14 protein-coding genes and 1 pseudogene are annotated in these 16,556 nt (G+C 70.0%); 5 read left to right on the top strand and 10 right to left on the bottom strand.

What is annotated here, in order from left to right; all coding sequences use genetic code 11:
• Positions 1 to 143 precede the first annotated feature (143 nt).
• Together ACFMRZ_RS19015 and pdxH are read right to left on the bottom strand one after the other, a co-directional pair.
• Entirely contained in the window at positions 144 to 1,427 is a 1,284-nt protein-coding gene (locus ACFMRZ_RS19015; protein ID WP_280271128.1) for an MFS transporter, read from the bottom strand.
• 78 nt (positions 1,428 to 1,505) lie between these two features.
• Positions 1,506 to 2,156 (bottom strand): pyridoxamine 5'-phosphate oxidase, encoded by a 651-nt coding sequence (pdxH, locus tag ACFMRZ_RS19010; protein WP_280362433.1) that lies wholly within the window; start codon positions 2,154 to 2,156, stop codon positions 1,506 to 1,508.
• A 322-nt stretch (positions 2,157 to 2,478) separates the two neighbouring features.
• Here pdxH and ACFMRZ_RS19005 point away from each other — a divergent pair, with 322 nt between their 5' ends.
• The gene (locus ACFMRZ_RS19005; protein WP_280271127.1) at positions 2,479 to 3,624 is read left to right on the top strand and encodes a citrate synthase 2; all 1,146 of its coding nucleotides are present in this window, start codon (positions 2,479 to 2,481) and stop codon (positions 3,622 to 3,624) included.
• 12 nt (positions 3,625 to 3,636) lie between these two features.
• Here ACFMRZ_RS19005 and ACFMRZ_RS19000 read toward each other — a convergent pair whose 3' ends face one another.
• Positions 3,637 to 4,245, bottom strand: a complete 609-nt coding sequence (locus ACFMRZ_RS19000) for a hypothetical protein (RefSeq protein WP_400180202.1) — start codon at positions 4,243 to 4,245, stop codon at positions 3,637 to 3,639.
• 645 nt (positions 4,246 to 4,890) lie between these two features.
• Between ACFMRZ_RS19000 and serC the strand changes: the two genes are divergently transcribed.
• The 3 genes from serC (at position 4,891) to ACFMRZ_RS18985 (ending at position 8,614) form a co-directional block, all read left to right on the top strand.
• Positions 4,891 to 6,018: a phosphoserine transaminase gene (gene serC, locus ACFMRZ_RS18995; protein ID WP_280368488.1), complete on the top strand. Its 1,128-nt coding sequence runs from the start codon at positions 4,891 to 4,893 to the stop codon at positions 6,016 to 6,018.
• Between the two features lie 171 nt (positions 6,019 to 6,189).
• Entirely contained in the window at positions 6,190 to 7,344 is a 1,155-nt protein-coding gene (gene sepH / locus ACFMRZ_RS18990) for a septation protein SepH (RefSeq protein WP_400180201.1), read from the top strand.
• A 535-nt stretch (positions 7,345 to 7,879) separates the two neighbouring features.
• A complete protein-coding gene (locus ACFMRZ_RS18985; protein WP_400180200.1) occupies positions 7,880 to 8,614 on the top strand; it encodes a DUF6928 family protein in 735 nt (244 codons plus the stop codon).
• An 8-nt stretch (positions 8,615 to 8,622) separates the two neighbouring features.
• Here ACFMRZ_RS18985 and ACFMRZ_RS18980 read toward each other — a convergent pair whose 3' ends face one another.
• Both ACFMRZ_RS18980 and ACFMRZ_RS18975 read right to left on the bottom strand, forming a co-directional pair.
• Complete coding sequence (locus tag ACFMRZ_RS18980; RefSeq protein ID WP_280270509.1) at positions 8,623 to 8,919, bottom strand: DUF2537 domain-containing protein; 297 nt, start codon at positions 8,917 to 8,919, stop codon at positions 8,623 to 8,625.
• A complete protein-coding gene (locus ACFMRZ_RS18975) occupies positions 8,916 to 9,719 on the bottom strand; it encodes a TrmH family RNA methyltransferase (protein WP_400180199.1) in 804 nt (267 codons plus the stop codon). Before ACFMRZ_RS18975 ends, ACFMRZ_RS18980 begins: the two co-directional genes overlap by 4 nt.
• Before the next feature lie 145 nt (positions 9,720 to 9,864).
• On the opposite strand from ACFMRZ_RS18975, the pseudogene ACFMRZ_RS18970 reads away from it, so the two are divergent.
• Positions 9,865 to 10,225 (top strand): annotated as a pseudogene (locus tag ACFMRZ_RS18970) (FKBP-type peptidyl-prolyl cis-trans isomerase).
• A 9-nt stretch (positions 10,226 to 10,234) separates the two neighbouring features.
• Here the strand turns inward: ACFMRZ_RS18970 and ACFMRZ_RS18965 are convergent.
• The 5 genes from ACFMRZ_RS18965 to ACFMRZ_RS18945 form a co-directional block, all read right to left on the bottom strand.
• Entirely contained in the window at positions 10,235 to 11,404 is a 1,170-nt protein-coding gene (locus tag ACFMRZ_RS18965) for a hypothetical protein (RefSeq protein ID WP_400180198.1), read from the bottom strand.
• A 79-nt stretch (positions 11,405 to 11,483) separates the two neighbouring features.
• The gene (locus ACFMRZ_RS18960; RefSeq protein WP_400180197.1) at positions 11,484 to 12,836 is read right to left on the bottom strand and encodes a sensor histidine kinase; all 1,353 of its coding nucleotides are present in this window, start codon (positions 12,834 to 12,836) and stop codon (positions 11,484 to 11,486) included.
• Entirely contained in the window at positions 12,833 to 13,552 is a 720-nt protein-coding gene (locus tag ACFMRZ_RS18955; protein WP_280368506.1) for a response regulator transcription factor, read from the bottom strand. Before ACFMRZ_RS18955 ends, ACFMRZ_RS18960 begins: the two co-directional genes overlap by 4 nt.
• Before the next feature lie 315 nt (positions 13,553 to 13,867).
• Positions 13,868 to 14,254, bottom strand: a complete 387-nt coding sequence (locus ACFMRZ_RS18950; protein ID WP_400180196.1) for a hemophore-related protein — start codon at positions 14,252 to 14,254, stop codon at positions 13,868 to 13,870.
• Positions 14,255 to 14,416: 162 nt separating this feature from the next.
• Positions 14,417 to 16,525 carry an AMP-binding protein gene (locus ACFMRZ_RS18945; RefSeq protein WP_400180195.1) on the bottom strand — a complete coding sequence of 703 codons (2,109 nt, stop codon included), beginning with the start codon at positions 16,523 to 16,525 and terminating at the stop codon, positions 14,417 to 14,419.
• Between the last annotated feature and the right edge of the window lie 31 nt (positions 16,526 to 16,556).

The following is a 16,556-nucleotide window of genomic DNA, read 5'->3' as shown; positions in this document are numbered from 1 at the left end:
ATCAGCGAGGGTCGGCGTTAACTACCTCACGGTCACTTGTCTGCGAGGTGAGCCGGACCGTGTCGGCATGGTAATGGCGCAGTCTCCCCGGGACGACCGTACGGTCTGCGCCGTGCAGGTGATTATCGCAGGCCGGAGTGTCGCTAGGGCGCCGGGACCTCGGCGTGCGCGCGAGGGACCCGATACCGCACGAACGCCGGGAGCGCCGCGGCGGCGATCACCACCCCGATCACCACGAGCACTCCGCCGCCGGCCGCGGCCACGGCGGTTCCCAGCGCGGCGGCCGCGAAACCGTGGGCAACATCACCGATCCGCGGCCCGCCCGCGACCACCACGATGAACACGCCCTGCAGCCGGCCGCGCATCTCGTCGGTCGCCACCTGCTGCAGCATGGTTGTCCGCAGCGCGGCCGAGAACATGTCGACCGCGCCGCCGAAGGCCAAGCAGGCCAGCGCGATCCACAATCCGGTGCGGACGGGCAGGCTGTGTCCCGCGGCGCCGACCGCCACCCCGAACCCGACCATCGCCAGCCCCCACAGCGCGATGCACACCACCACGGCCAGTCCCTGCCGCCGGACGTGGCTCAGCCAGCCGGAGAAGACTCCGCCCGCGACCGCGCCCGCCGAGATCGCCGCGAACAGCAGGCCCAGCGCGACGCCGCCACCGGCCGGGTCGCCGAAGCTGTCGCGGGCGATCTGCGGGAACAGCGCGCGGGGCATGCCGAACACCATCGCGATGATGTCGACCGCGAACGAGGCCAGCAGGATGCGTTGGCTCGCCAGATAGGTGAACCCCTCGATGACGGTGCGCAGCCCGGCCCGCCGCTGCGTGCCCGTCGGCGGCACCGCGGGCAGCCGCCACACCGCCCACAGCGTGGCCAGCAGCGCCACCGCGTCGAGCAGATACAGCGTGCGCAGTCCGGCCACCGGGATCAGCGCGCCGGCCAGCACCGGCCCGGCGATCGCGCCGAACTGCATGACCGTCATGTTGAGCGAATTGGCCGCCGGCAGCAGTTCCGCCGGGAGCAGCCGGGGGAAGATCGCCGCCCGGGTGGGCTGGTTGACCGCGAAGAACGCCTGCTGCACCGCGAACAGGCCCAGCACCAGCCACACGTTGTTCAGTCCGGCCGCGGCCTGCGCCCAGAACGCGAGCGCGGTCAGGCCGGTGCCGACGCTGGTGATCAGTAGCAGCTTGCGCCGATCCATCACGTCGGCCAGCGCCCCGCCCCACAGGCCGAAGGCGACCAGCGGCACCAGGCCGAACAACCCGGCCATGCCGACATACCCTGAGCTGCCGGTGATTTCGAAGATCTGCTGCGGCACCGCCACCACGGACAGTTGCGCGCCGATCACCGTGACGATGCCCGTGACCCACAGGCGGCGATAGTCCCGATCGTGTAGCGGAGCGGTGTCCGCGAGGAGCTTCACCGAGGGAAGGGTATCGGTGCGAACAGTGCCACGGTCACCGATTTTCGGTGAGTCATCCCATGATTACAAGGCTTGTGGTCAGGGCTGCAGGCGCTCGATCTTCATCGCGGAGGGATCGGTATTGCCCGCCTCCAGCAGCATCCGGATCCGGTTGTGCAGCCGGCTGCGCCGACCCTGCCAGAACTCGACCTGCTCGGGACGCAGCAGATAGCCGCCCCAGTTCGCGGGCACCGGAAGTTGTTCCACGCCCTCGAACCGGGCGGTGACGTCGGTCAGCGTCTTGTCCAGGTCCGCTCGGGAGGCGATCGGCCGCGACTGCTGCGACGCCCACGCGCCCAGCTGCGAATTGCGGGGGCGCGATCGCCAGTACACGGAGGTCACCTCCGAGGGCACGGTCGCGACGGGGCCGCGGAGCGTCACCTGACGGCCGAGCGCGGGCCAGGCGAAGGTGATCGAGGCGTGCGGGACCGCCGCGAGCTGGTTGCCCTTGGCGGAGTCGTAATTGGTGTAGAAAGTCACACCCTCGCTCGACAGTCCCTTGCACAGCACGGTCCGCGAGGCCGGGCGCGGGCCGGCGTCGGTGAGTTCCACGGTGGCCAGCACCATCGCGTTGGGCTCGGCGATACCGGCGCGGGTGGCCTGTTCGATCCAGCTGCGCAGCAGCGGTTCCCAGCCCTCGACCAGCCACGACTCGTCCAGATCCGGGTCGCCGCCGTACTCGGCCCGCATGGCCGCGATATCCAGCTGCGCCCGCAGCGCCGGGTCGATTCCGGCGGCCTCGGGCCGCGCCGCTGCCCCAGGTGAATTCTGCTCGTCGCGCATGGGCCAGACGTTACTCCGGGGTAGTCGAAGGACTAAGGTTCTTACTGATCGACGCGCGCGTCCGGCTTGTCGGAACAGGCCGCGACCGGCGACGTCGCATCGGATTCGGCGGGAGTGGGGAGCCCTTCGGGGGAGAGCGTGTGAGGGCACGCGAAACCGCACGAGCGCCGGATCGAATACCGCGTGGCCGCCCGCATCGTGCGGCCCGAATTGCAAGGAGCGTCACAACATGACTGCCAGTGCTGCGGCTTCTACCGGCCCCGCCGTACCCCCCGATTTCGTCAGCGGTTTGGAAGGCGTGGTGGCTTTCACCACCGACATCGCCGAACCCGACAAGGACGGTGGCGCGCTGCGCTACCGGGGCGTCGACATCGAGGATCTGGTCGCGAACAAGGTGACCTTCGGCGATGTGTGGGCGCTGCTGGTCGACGGCGAGTTCGGGCGGGGCCTACCACCGGCCGAGCCGTTCCCGCTGCCGGTGCACACCGGCGACGTCCGGGTCGATGTGCAGGCCGGGCTGGCCATGCTCGCGCCGATCTGGGGCTATCAGCCGCTGCTCGACATCGACGACGACACCGCGCGGGAGAACCTGGCGCGCGCCTCGGTGATGGCGCTGTCCTATGTGGCGCAGTCCGCGCGCGGCATCTACCAGCCCGCGGTGCCGCAGCGGAAGATCGACGAGTGCGAGACCATCACCGAACGGTTCATGGTCCGCTGGCAGGGCGACCCGGATCCGCGCCACATCGACGCCATCGACGCCTACTGGGTGTCGGCCGCCGAGCACGGCATGAACGCCTCCACCTTCACCGCCCGCGTCATCGCGTCCACCGGCGCGGACGTCGCGGCGTGCCTGTCCGGCGCGATCGGCGCCATGTCGGGCCCGCTGCACGGCGGCGCCCCGGCGCGCGTGCTCCCGATGATCGAACAGGTCGAGAAGACCGGGGACGCACGGGCATTGGTCAAGGGCATCCTGGACCGCAAGGAGAAGCTGATGGGCTTCGGGCACCGGGTGTACCGGGCCGAGGACCCGCGCGCCCGGGTGCTGCGCGCCACCGCCGAGCGGCTGGGCGCCCCGCGCTTCGAGGTGGCCGCGGCGCTGGAGCAGGCCGCGCTCGCGGAACTGCGGGAGCGGCGTCCCGACCGTGCCATCGAGACCAACGTCGAATTCTGGGCCGCGGTGATCCTGGACTTCGCCGAGGTGCCGGCGCACATGATGCCCGCGATGTTCACCTGTGGCCGCACGGCCGGCTGGTGCGCGCACGTGCTGGAGCAGAAGAAGCTGGGCAAGCTGGTCCGCCCGGCCGCCATCTACACCGGCCCGGACCCGCGCCCGGCGGATTCGGTCACGGGCTGGGAGAACGTGGCGCGCAAGTAGTTTCGGCGCCGGTCACGTCTCGGCGGAGGCCTCCCAGTCCACCGCGACCGACTCGCCCCGGTCCACGGTGAAGAACGCGACCTCCAGATGTCTGCCGAGGTCCACCAGTTCGATCGACGGGAGCGGGACGGGCTGCACGATGCGCACTCGCCACGGTTGCGGTTCGTCCCACGCCCGCAGTTCCAGGTCCAGCCGCAGGACCGGATCGTCGCGGCCGCCGTAGTCGGCCGCGACGGGGGCGGCGGCGAGCACCGTGGCGTCGGCGCGGCGACCGTTGGCGAGGATCTTGGAGATGCTCACCCGGGTCGCCTCCGCCGGGCTCGGCACGTACAGCAGCACGCGGTCGCGGTCGCCCGGGTCGACCCGGCAGCCGACGACGTCGCCGGGCCGCATCAGTTCCAGGTCCGCCTCGGACACTCGCTGACGCACCCGAGTCTCGTAGGGCTGCTGCCCCTCCGCCTGCACCCGAACCCAGAAGCGGTGTCCCGGTTCGGTGCGCCGGGGCCGCACCCCGAGCACGGTCGCCGTGCCCGGGATCCCGCGAACCGCCAGCTCCCGCCGCGCCGCGGGCGACAGCGCGCCGTTACCCACGAATCCGTGCGACTCCAAGCGAATCGACAACCACCGCAACACCACACCGACCCGCCGCCGCCCCGACCCGCCCCGCCGCACATGCCCACCGCTGCCAGGCCGACACACCTCGCCCGCCCCCTCGGCCCCACCCGAAAGCGGTTGCCCGCCCGCACCCCCCTGCCCACGCGCCGCCGTACTCATCCGCACACTTCGCTACCGCCGCGCACCGACTCCCGCACCGCTCGCGTGTTGCCCTGCCTCCCTCGCATCCTGCTACCGATGCGTCGGGGCACCGGCATTGCTCGCGCGCTGTCTTGCGCTCCGTGCATCCCGCCGCCGCGTAAGAGCTCCGGCACCGCTCGCGTGTTGCCCAGCCCTCTGCGCATCTCGTTGCCGATTCGTATCGGCTCCGGCATTGCGTGCGCTCTGCTTTGTTCTCGGCACGGCTTGCCGCCGATGCGCACCGACTCCCGCATCGCTCGCGGTCCATGCCGCTGGTGGCGGGTGGGGTCCGGGGTGGGCAGGGGCGCGGTGCCCGGGGTTTGCTTGCCGCGCTCGGTCATGGGGTTACCGTAGCCGTACTGTGGCCTGCGCCACGGTAATACGGTGGGGTGAATCAGTCCGGTGCGGGCGTCGGGGCGGGCGGTGACCCACCCGCGTTCGGGCCCGGGGTCAGCCTTTAGGCTGGTGGCCATGACCGCTGCGTTTCCGACCATCCCCGACGATCTGAAGCCCGCCGACGGACGGTTCGGCTGCGGCCCGTCGAAAGTCCGCCCCGAGCAGTTGCGCGCCCTGGCCGAGGTCGGCGCCTCGGTGATGGGCACCAGTCACCGTCAGAAGCCGGTCAAGGATGTGGTGGCGCGCGTGCGCTCCGGCCTGCGCGAGCTGTTCTCCCTCCCCGACGGCTACGAGGTGGTGCTCGGCAACGGCGGCACCACCGCGTTCTGGGACGCGGCCGCCTTCGGCCTGATCCGCGAGCGCTCGCTGCACCTCACCTACGGCGAGTTCAGCTCGAAGTTCGCCACGGTGGCGAAGAAGAACCCCTTCATCGGCGATCCGATCGTGATCTCGGCCGATCCCGGCACCGCTCCGGAGCCGGTGTCGGATCCCGCCGCCGACGTGATCGCCTGGGCGCACAACGAGACCTCCACCGGCGTCGCGGTTCCCGTGCAGCGCCCGGCGGGTTCGGAGAACGCGCTGATCGCCATCGACGCCACGTCCGGTGCGGGCGGCCTGCCGGTGCACCTCGCCGACGCCGACGTGTACTACTTCGCTCCGCAGAAGTGCTTCGCCTCCGACGGCGGCCTGTGGATCGCGCTGATGAGCCCCAAGGCGCTGGAACGGGTTGCGGAGATCAAGGATTCGGGCCGCTACACGCCGGAGTTCCTGTCCCTGCCCATCGCCGTCGACAACAGCTCGAAGGACCAGACCTACAACACCCCCGCCCTCGCCACCCTGCTGCTGTTCGCCGACCAGATCGAGTGGATGAACAACAACGGCGGCCTGGACTGGACCGTCAAGCGCACCCTGGACTCCTCGTCGCGCCTGTACTCGTGGGCCGAGTCCAGCGAGTACGCCACCCCCTTCGTCGCCGATCCCGCCCACCGCTCGCAGGTCGTCGGCACCGTCGACTTCGCGGACTCGGTGGATGCCGCGCAGGTCGCGAAGGTCTTGCGCGCCAACGGCATCGTGGACACCGAGCCCTACCGCAAGCTCGGCCGCAACCAGCTGCGCATCGGCATGTTCCCCGCCATCGACCCGGAAGACGTCTCTCAGCTGACCCGCTGCGTCGACTGGGTGGTGCAGGAGATTTCGAAGTAGACTGTGCGGCGCCGCTGACACCGAATAGTGCAGATTAGCGCGCGTGGAGGGTCTGTTGCCGACTTCCGCGCGCGTGTCTTGCCACATGAACCCCAGAAGTGCACTACTGTTCCAGAACGTGGGCGGTGTCGCGAGCCTGGCTGTGATCGACGCAGCGATAAGGAGGTAACGGTGCGTGAACTTCGAGTGATCGGATTGACGCCCGATTCCGCGCACATCGTGTGTGTCGACACCGAGACCGGCGTGAAGTACCGGCTGCCCGCCGACGAGAAGCTGCGTGCCGCGGCGCGCGGAGACCTTGCCCGATTCGGCCAGATCGAGATCGAAACGGAAGCAACTATGCGTCCTCGCGATATCCAGGCCCGTATCCGTGCCGGGGCCTCCGTGGAACAGGTCACCGAGGAGTCGGGCATGCCGACGTCCCGGGTGGAGCGCTTCGCCTACCCCGTGCTGCTCGAGCGTGCGCGCGCCGCGGAACTGGCGCAGAAGGCGCATCCGGTGCGCAAGGATGGGCCGGCCGTGGAGACCCTCATCGATGTCGTCTCGGCTGCGTTCGCCGAGCGCGGGCACAACATCGACATCGCCGAGTGGGACGCCTGGAAGGACGAAAAGGGCTACTGGGTGGCCCAATTGCAGTGGCAGGCCGGCCGTTCGGTGATTGCCGCGCATTGGCGTTTCCAGCCCGACGCGCACGGCGGTTCGGTGACGCCCCTGGACGACCCGGCCACCGATCTGATCGATCCGGACTTCGGTCGGGCGCTGCGCGGCCTGGCGACCATACTGCCGGAGTCCGCTCCCGAGGCGGCGCCGGTGGAGCCCGCCGCGCCGAGCACTCGGGAGCCCGCGGCGCTGAACTCCCATGAGCCCGCCCGCGTCGCCGCGGAGGAGCCCGCGCCCGCGCCGCACACCTCGCCGGAACCCGCTCAGATCACCGCCGGGGAAAGCGAGCCCGAGTACTTCGAGCAGCGTGCCGCGGTCGGTGGCAGCGCGGTCCCCGTCTCGGCGAAGGGGACGGCTGCCCCGGCCCAGCCCGCGCCCAAGAGCGCTCCGGTCACGCCGCCGCCCGCCTCCCCGGGCAGCGTCTCCGCCGCCCCCGCCGCGAATGCCCCTGCGACACCGGCGCCTTCGCCGCCGACGCCGCCCCCGGCGGCCGAGCCCGCCGTGGCGAGCACTCCGGCGGAGCGGTCGCCCGAGGCCGCGCAGTCGACCAAGCAGGGCAACACCAAGCCCGCGGGCCAGAAGCCGTCCCGCTCCAAGCGTGGCGGCAAGGCCCCGATGCCGTCCTGGGAAGACGTACTACTAGGTGTCCGCAGCTCGGGCCACTGAGCCCTCGGCATATCCGCGCGGGCATATCCGCGCGCATGCCCACTTGCCGTGCGCGACTCGTTCACTCGAGTCCGAGTGGATTGTTCGCGCCTCGGCAAACCTCTGACTGCCCGTATGTCGCAAGCCTCGGACTGTCCGTACGTTGCAAGCCTCGGACTGCCCGTATCTCGCAAAACCTCGAATTGCCCGTAGTCGCGAAAATGCCGAAATGCCCGCACGTCGATTGGTTGCTGGCACACAAGCCGATTGCTCGCGGCCGGGCTGATCGCTCGAGTCGAGTTCGCTCTCGCTCGAGTTCGCCATGAGACACGCCGGGGCGCGGGCGTTTTGGCGCGGTAGGTGATCAGGGCTCTTGACACGCGGAGCGGGAAGCGAAGCGCGGGGTTTTCGGGTGTTGGGGGAGTAGATTTTTCGTATGGCCGCGCGCTGAGTCGGGCGGCCGTCGGGCGAGTCGCAGTGGTGAGGCGACCCGGATATCCGAAGTTTGCTCGCGAGTAGCTAGAGTTACTCGTACGAGAATCGGGAGGTGTCGGAAGTGCCGTCTACAGCTTCGTCCCTCTGGTACGTCGACGACCCCGACCCGGTGTCGGTGCTCCGCGATCATCCCGATCCGGACCCCGAGGCCGCGCTGGCTCTGGCCAAGCAGCTCAACCCGGATCGTGATGTGGTGCCCGCCGCGTCGGGCACGCTGAAGGTGTGGGCCGGGCCGGATCAGGGGTCGGTCTACATCGGTTGCTATCCGGGCGTGACGGTGGTGTGCACCGGGCAGGCCGCGCTCGCCCGCCCGACCACGCTGCCCGAATTGCTGGTGCGGCCGCTGGCCTCCGAGCACACCTATCTCGTTTCCTACGACATCCCGCACGGCTGGGGCGCGTTCGCGCATTGGGAGCGCGGCGAATTCCGCCGCGCGTTCAGCGCCACCCGGGTCGACATCCTCGAGGACGAGGGGCTGCCGCTGGTGTGGGAGCGCCCGTTCTGGGCCGGTGAGCATCCCGTGCACCTGCAACCCGGCGAATTCCCCGACCCGCAGACGCTCCCGTTCGAGCCGCCCGCCTTCGCCGACGAGGCCAACCTGGAGTGGCTCGGATTCCGTTACCGCGGAGCGACTTCCGACGACGCGCTGAAACCCACCGACATCGCCGTCTGCGGTTTCAGCCTGTATCCGAAGGGCCAGGCGCCGCGACCGATCGTGCCCGAGGAACTGAAGATTCGGGAGGCCGACGGAAAGCGCTGGTTCGGCTGGCTGCGCAACCGTGACCGGGTGTCCTAGACCGGGATTCAGGCCGCGGCCGCGGCGACGAGCAGGGCGATCCAGCCGAGCAGGACGCCCGCGCCCACACCGCCGAGCACCCAGCGCGTCACCGGTGTGTTGCGCCAGCGCCACGCGGTCGGGGCCGCGCCGCCGACCGCGATCAGGTTCACCGCCACCGCCAGCAGCCAGTGCACATGGGCGAGTGCGTTGCCGAAGGAGTAGACCGCGGCGGCGGTGAGCAGCGCGACCAGGGTCGCCACCGCCAGCCCCGGCGCCCACGGGGTCGGTTCGGGATCGGGCCGGGTGCCGTACGGCTGATTCACGAGGTGCGCACCCTTTCGTAGAAGGCCATCGCCGCGGCGGTCGCCACGTTCAGTGAGTCGGTGCCGGGCGCCATCGGTATGCGCGCACGGAGGTCGGCGGCGTCCATCGCCGCGGCCGTCAGGCCCGGTCCCTCGGCGCCGAGCAGCAGCGCCACCCGCTCGCCGGTCATCGCGTCGGCCAGATTCGCCGCGGCCGGGTCGGGCGTCAGGGCGATCAGCCGGAAACCCTGGTCCCGCAACGACTTCAGGCTGTCGGGCCAGTCGGTCAGGTACGCGAACGGCACCCGCAGCACATGCCCCATCGACACCCGCACCGCGCGTCGGTACAGCGGGTCGGCGCAGCGGTCGCCGAACAGTATCGCGTCGGCGCCCAGCCCGGCCGCGTTGCGGAAGATCGAACCGATGTTCTCGTGATCGTTGACGCCCTCCAGCACCGCCACCGTGCGCGCGCCGCGCAGCACCCGGTCCACCGCGAGTTCGGCGGGCCGCCGCGCGGCGGCCAGCACGCCCCGGTTCAGATGGAAGCCGACCACCTCGGCCATCACCTCGGCGCTCGCGCGGTAGTACGGCACTGCCACGTCCGCCAGCTCGGCGGCCAGCGCGTCGTATCGGCGGGCCACGCCGAACAGCGCGAACGGCGGAAAACGCGAGGCCAGCATGCGCTGCACCACCACGACGCCCTCCGCGATCACGAGCCCCTTGCCGCCGGGCAGGTCGGGCCGCCGGTCCGCGGAGTTGAGGTCGCGGAACTCGGCGACCCGCGGATCGGCGGGGTCGTCGATGTCGATCACTTCGGCCACGGGCAACCATCTTGCCCGGCACGGCGCGACCCCGCGCCTCCGGTCCGCCCGGGAATGTGACGCGGCTCGTCCTCCCGGCAGGTTTCGACCCGCCCACTATGGTTAACACTGTCTGTCGGCCTATCCATCGAACAGAAGAGGACGCATGACCAAGCCGCAAGTCGAGTTTCAGGAAGGCCCCGCGCCCACGGAGCTGGTGATCAAGGACATCGTCGAAGGCGATGGCGCCGAGGCGGTGGCGGGCGGCACGGTCGAAGTGCACTACGTCGGTGTGGAATACGACACGGGCGAGGAATTCGACTCCTCCTGGAACCGCGGCGAATCCATCACATTCCCGCTGCGCGGCCTGATTCAGGGCTGGCAGGACGGTATCCCGGGCATGAAGGTCGGTGGCCGTCGGGAAGCTCATCATCCCGCCGGAACTCGCCTACGGCGCGGAGGGCGCGGGGCACCCGCTGTCGGGCAAGACGCTGGTATTCATCATCGACCTCCTGAACGCGAGCTGATTCCGCGCGCTAGTTCCGCACGATTTCCACGGGGTCGCTGATATTCGTCGCGATCGCCGTCTGCTGATTGCTGCTGCGTGCGGGCAGCGCGTTGAGGGCATTGCCGCTCTGGGTGTTCAGGTTGGCGACGATCTGCTGGAGCTGCTGGACGCCGCCGGTCAGGGCCTGAATCGCGCCGGTCAGCTGGGCGGCGCCCTGATCGGCCAGTTGCGGAACCTGTTTCGCCAGCTCGGCGCCCTGGTTCAGCTGGGTTCCCGCGGCGGACAACCGATTCGCCGCGTCCCGCAGCAGCGTGCTGACAGGTGTGTTCGGGTCCGTGCTGGTGCCGGTGAGCTGGGCGAATCCGGACAGCTGGGTACCGGCCTGAGTGGAAACGCCGCGCAGTGCCTCGAGTTTGCCGATGACGTCGACCAGTTGCGGGTCGTTCGCGAAGGGCAGGGCGCGCAGCAGCGGCAGGACCTGGTCGAGCCCGGTGCTGAGAGTGTTCGCGGTGCCCGAGATCTGGCCGATGGTGACCCCGGTCGCGTCGAGCGCGCCCGCCAGGCTTTCGGCCTGCGTGGTGGCCGCCCCGAGAGTGTCGTTGAGTTGGGTGATGCCCGCGGTCAACTGTCCCGCGCCGTCCTTGGCGGTGTTCAGGAAGCCGAGCATCTCGTCGGCGCCGCCGGTGAACTGGCCCGAGGCGTCGGCCGCCTGCTGCACGCCGGCGCCGAGCAGCTGCGAGGTGAACGCCACCTGCTGCACCGATCCGCGGGCGGCACCGACCGCGGCCAGCGTCTGATCCATGCCGGCCGCGCTGATCCGCCGGGTGACCTCGTTCACCGCGTCGTTGACCACGTTCGCGTCGGCGTGCGCGTGGGTGTCCACCGTGACCTGCGCGCGATGCGGCTGCGTGGTGGCCAGGGTGGCCAGCGACGAGGACAGATCGCCGGGCAGCGTGATCACCGCGGCGTAGTCGGCGGTGCTCGCCGCGCCCGGCGCGGCGACCGTCCACTCGTGAATTCCGCCCTCCTGCAAGCCTTTCACGATCTTCGCGCCGGTCTGGCCGGTGTCGGAGTTCACGATCGCCACCGCCGTGGGGGCGGTGGCCGACTGGCGTAGCCAGAGCACGCCGCCGGTGGCCGCACCGGCGAGCAGCAGCACGGCGACGACCAGGATCCAGCGCGTACGTTTTGCGATCACAGCACCACGGTAGAGGTGCGGGATGGGCCGGGCGTGGCGCTTCTCTGAGGAATCGGTAAGGGATCCGGTAGCTCGCGAATTACTCTGGCGGGCAATCCGTTTCACGGTCCGGCAGCATCAGCACCAGGCGCACCCCCGACATGGTGCCGTCGTCGAAGAACGCCCGGCCGCCGTGCAGCTGCGCCTGCTGGGCGACCAGCGCCAGGCCCAGCCCGGACCCGCCCTTGGCGGCGTGGCTGCCCCGGAAGAACCGCTCGAACACCGCGGCGCGTTCGTCCGGCGGAATGCCGCGGCCGTTGTCGTCGACGGAGATCACGATGTAGCCGTCGGCCGTGCGGTGCGCCGATACCAGCGCCTCGGTGGCGCCGCCGTGCCGGGCCGAGTTCGCCAGCGCGTTGTCCACCGCCAGTCGCAGACCGGTGGGCAGGCCGCGGGTCACCAGTTCCCGGTCGGTGTCGATGCGCACGGTCAACTGCGGGAAATGCCGCATGGCGTCGTGCGCGGCCTGGTCGACCAGATCGCCCACATCGGTTTCCACGTGGTCGCGGTCGTCGGTGAGTTCGCCGGCGGCCAGCCGTTCCAGCGCCGCCAGCGTCGCCTCCACCCGGCCCTGACCGCGCTGCAGGTCGGCGAGGATCTCCGCGCGCTGGTCCGCGTCCAGGTCCAGGGTGCGCAGCACCTCCAGGTCGGTGCGCATGGCGGTGAGCGGGGTGCGCAGCTCGTGCGCGGAGACGGCGGCGAAGTCGCGGGCGGTCTCCAGCGCCGCGGCCGTCTCCGCCTGCGCCCGCTGTACCCGGCCGAGCAGCGAATTCACCGCCTCCGCAAGCTTTTCCGCCTCCCGCACGCCGGAACCGCCGACCGGCGCCTCGCTCTGCACCGTGCCGCTGCGCGCGCCCACCTGCCGGGTGAGATCCACGATCGGCCGTACCGCGCGCCCGCCGAACACCCAGCCCAGCCCCGCCGCGGCGGTGACCGCCAGCCCCGCCGCGGCCAGCACCCAGCGCCGCTGTTCGGAGGTGGCGTGGTAGGCGTCGGTGAGCGGGATGGCGATCGAGACCGTGCGGCCTTCCGGTTGGTTCTCGGTGGTGGTCAGCACCCGGAACGGGGTGCCGTCGATGTTCAGCGTCTGCGAGCCCGGTTTCAGCGTTGGCAGCCGGACGCTCGTGGAGGCCACCACGTCGCGGTCCTCGCGCACGGTGACCGCCATGTCCTTGTTCGGCGTGACCAGCGAGAGCACCCCCACCGCGATCACGGGCTGCATCAGCACGATGCGCGCGGCGATGGTCAACTCCTGATCGGCCTGCGCCAGGTTGTTGCGTTCCAGCGCGCGCACCGACACCCAGCTCAGCACCGCGGCGATGATGATCGCGCCCAGCGCCGCCGCCCCCGCCACGCGCGTGCGCAGCGAGTACGAGTGGCGCCGCCGTCTCATTTCGGTGCCCGCAGCACGAACCCGACCCCGCGAATGGTGTGCAGCAGCCGCGGCGTGCCGCCGGTCTCCAGCTTGCGCCGCAGATAACCGACGAACACGTCCACCACATTGGTGTCCGCGGCGAAGTCGTAACCCCACACCAGTTCCAGCAGCCGTTCCCGGCTCAGCACCACTCCCGCGTTGCGGGCCAGCGTCGACAAGAGTTCGAATTCCCGCTTGGTGAGCTCGATTTCGTCGCCGTGCAGCAGGGCGCGATAACCGGCGACGTCGATTTCCAAGGGGCCCACCGTGATTGCGTCCGGGTTGGTCGGGGTGGTAGCGGTATCGGTGCGGCGGCGCAGCAATGCGCGAATCCGGGCCACGAGTTCGGCGAGTACGAACGGTTTCACCAGGTAGTCGTCGGCGCCGGACTCCAGGCCCGCGATCCGGTCACCCACCGAATTGCGCGCCGACAATACACAGATGGGCACCTCGTTGCCCATCGCCCGCAGGGCCGTGACCACGCCGGCGCCGTCGAGTACCGGCATGTTCATGTCGAGCACGATGGCGTCGGGGGAGCCGTCGCTTACGCATCGGAGTGCCTCGGCTCCGTCGCGGGCGATCAAGACGTCGAAGCCGGATAGCCGTAGGCCCCGTTCGACGGACGCTAGGAGGTCTTCGTCGTCGTCGACCAGCAGGACTCGGGGAGTGTCGCGCTCGCTCGTCACGATGTCCATTCTGGTGGGTGGGTTGCCGAGGATTTGTCCGCCGCGCTTGGGTTGTGTGGGCGGGGGGTCCGTGGTCAGGTGGGTTCGTGAGGTGGCGTGCTGAGTTAGGTGGACGCTGTGTTTTTGGCCTCCGCTTCGCTCCGGCGTGTTTTCGGCGCCCTTGGTCTCGGTTTTCGGGTGCCGCTGCTGGCTCCTTCGTCGCTTTGCAGCGGCACCCGAAAACCGAGACGCGCCGAAAACCTACGGGGTTGGCGTGCTACAGGGGAGGTTTTTGGCGGAGGGGGGTGGGTTGGGGGGTTATCTTGCGTGGGGGTTGGGGGTATTTCAGTAGTTGTGGCAGGAGTCGGCCACAGTCTGAATAGTGCGCCGCACCGAGTCCGCCCGCGGGTCGTTCTCCGCCTGCTGAGCCTGGTCGGGGTGCTGCTGCGCGTACTGCTGCAACTCAGCTCGCCGCTGTTCCACCGGCTGATCGAACTTCTCCTGCAACATCGACTTCTGCTCAGGGTTGGCATCCAGCATCGCCGCCAACTGCGGATTCTTGTCGTGCAGCGCCGCGTCCACCTGAGCGAAGCTGCAGTCGGAATTGAGCAGGGGCGCTACCAGTTCGGTCGGGTCGGCGGACGCGGTGCCGGGGATCAGTAGGGCGGCGGCGGTGGCTACACCGCCGACGGTCAGGGCGGCACCGGTGAATCGCAGACGCAACGAAGACATGAAGCAACCTTTCGGGTCGAGTACACACCGGGGCCCGGCGGACCGAGCCCTGGCGCTCGTTCGGTGACCGGTATACCCGGCCCCCGCCGAGACAACCCGACCGACGTTAGGGCAGCGGTGTAGGAGCCTCGTGAACCGACACTGAGAAAACTGTGAGGGTTGTCACCGGACGGCGGGATGGCCGTCGGCGGGGGTGTCCGAGTCGTCGGGGACGCCGGGATCGGCGGTCTCGCCGCCGGGGTGCTCGTCGGCGCGGCTGGCCAGGATCTGGTCCTCGAGGGCGACCAGTACCGCGGGATCTTCGATGGTGGCGGGCATGTCGGGGCGCTCGCCGGACGCGATCTGCCGGATGCTGCGGCGCAGGATCTTTCCGGACCGGGTCTTGGGCAGCGCGTTCACCACGATCACGTCGTGCAGGGTGGCGATGGCGCCGATCTGGTCGCGCACCCGCTCGATCACCTCGGCGCGCAGCCGGGCCGGGTCGACCCGCACGGCGCTCTCGCCGATGCCGCCGGATTTGAGCACGACGTAGGCGATCGGCCGCTGGCCCTTCAGTTCGTCGGGGATGCCGATCACCGCGCATTCGGCGACGAGTTCGTGCCCGGCGACCGCGGCCTCGATCCCGCCCGCCGACAGCCGGTGCCCGGCCATGTTGATCACGTCGTCGCTGCGGCCGAGCACGAACAGGTAGCCGTCCTCGTCGAAGTAACCGGAGTCGCCGGTGAGGTAGTGGCCCGGATACGCGGACAGATACGAGCGGGCGAACCGCTCGTCGTCGCCCCAGAGAGTGGTCAGGGTGCCGGGCGGCAGCGGGAGCCCGATGACGATATTGCCCTCGGTGCCGGCCGCCACCGCGTCGCCCTCGTAGTCCAGGACGCGGATGCGGTAGCCGGGCACCGGCAGCGACGCCGAACCCGGCTTCACCGGAAGTTCTTGCAGGCCCAGCGGATCCGCGCAGATGGGCCAGCCGGTCTCGGTCTGCCACCAGTGGTCGACCACCGGGCAGTCGGGGTGGTCGGCGAGCAGGGTGTCGCGGGTCCACGCGAAGGTCGTCGGGTCCAGCCGCTCGCCGGCGCAGAACAGCGCGCGCAGCGACGAGAGGTCGTGGCGCCCGGCCGCGGCGGCGGCGGGGTCGGCGCGGCGGATGGCCCGCAGCGCGGTCGGCGCGGTGAACATGACGTGCACGTCGTGCTGGTCCACCAGCCGCCAGTAGGCGCCCGAGTCGGGGGTGCCGACCGGCTTGCCCTCGTAGAGCACGGTGGTGGCGCCGACCAGCAGCGGGGCGTAGACGATATAGGAATGCCCGACCACCCAGCCGATATCGGAGGTCGTCAGCATCACTTGACCGGGTCCGACGTCGTAGATGTTGCGCATGGACCAGGTCAGCGCGACCGCGTGCCCACCGTTGTCGCGGACCACGCCCTTCGGCTTCCCCGTGGTGCCGGAGGTGTAGAGGATGTAGAGCGGGTCGGTGGCCGCCATCGAGACCGGGTCGGCCGGTTCGGCGTCGCGGATCATGTCGGCCCAGTCCAGCCATTGCGCGGCAATGGATTCGGTGGGGCCCGGTAGTTGATCGGCGGAGGGCGTCGCGAACCGTATGGTCGGAAAACCGTTGCGCTGCTTGACCACGACGTGCCGGGGCGCGGTGGTCTCGACCTGGTCCAGCGCCTGCAGCACGATCGGCGGGTACTCGATGCGCTTGCCCGGCTCCAGACCGCCCGAGGCCGTCACGATCAGCACCGGTTCCGCGTCATCGATCCGGGCGGCCAGTTCATGCGCGGCGAACCCGCCGAACACCACCGAGTGCACCGCGCCGATTCGGGCGCAGGCCAGCATGGCTACCACCGCTTCGGGGATCATCGGCATATAGATGACGACCCGGTCACCGGTCCGGACGCCGAGCCTCAGCATCGCGCCGGCGAACTGAGCGACCTCGGCCAACAACTCGGCGTAGGTGTAGACAAGCGTGGCGCCCGTCATAGCCGAGTCGTATATTAGGGCGGGCTGGTCCGCGCGGCCACCGGTCGGTACGAGTTCGGCGGTTGTCGAGCCCTCTTCCGGTGTGAGATCGCGCACATGCCGGTCCAGCGCGTTGTAGGAGGTGTTCAGTCGACCATCGGGAAACCAGCGGGCGGTCGGGCGGGCCGTGCTGTCGACGATCTGAGTGGGTGCAACATCCCAGCTGATGGCCTTGGCGGCGGCGCCCCAGAAGTCGGCGGGATCGACCAGGCTGGTCTGATAGGTAGGCCGGTACTCCTGCTTCGCGTTCAACCGTGTGACTCCCTGCCTCGCCTCGATGCCC

It is taken from the genome of Nocardia sp. N2S4-5 (genome assembly GCF_044628355.1).
GTDB classification, from domain to species: Bacteria; Actinomycetota; Actinomycetes; order Mycobacteriales; family Mycobacteriaceae; genus Nocardia; species Nocardia wallacei_B.
Note: the sequence above shows the minus strand (reverse complement) of the source record. Positions and strands in the feature narration are given on the sequence as shown.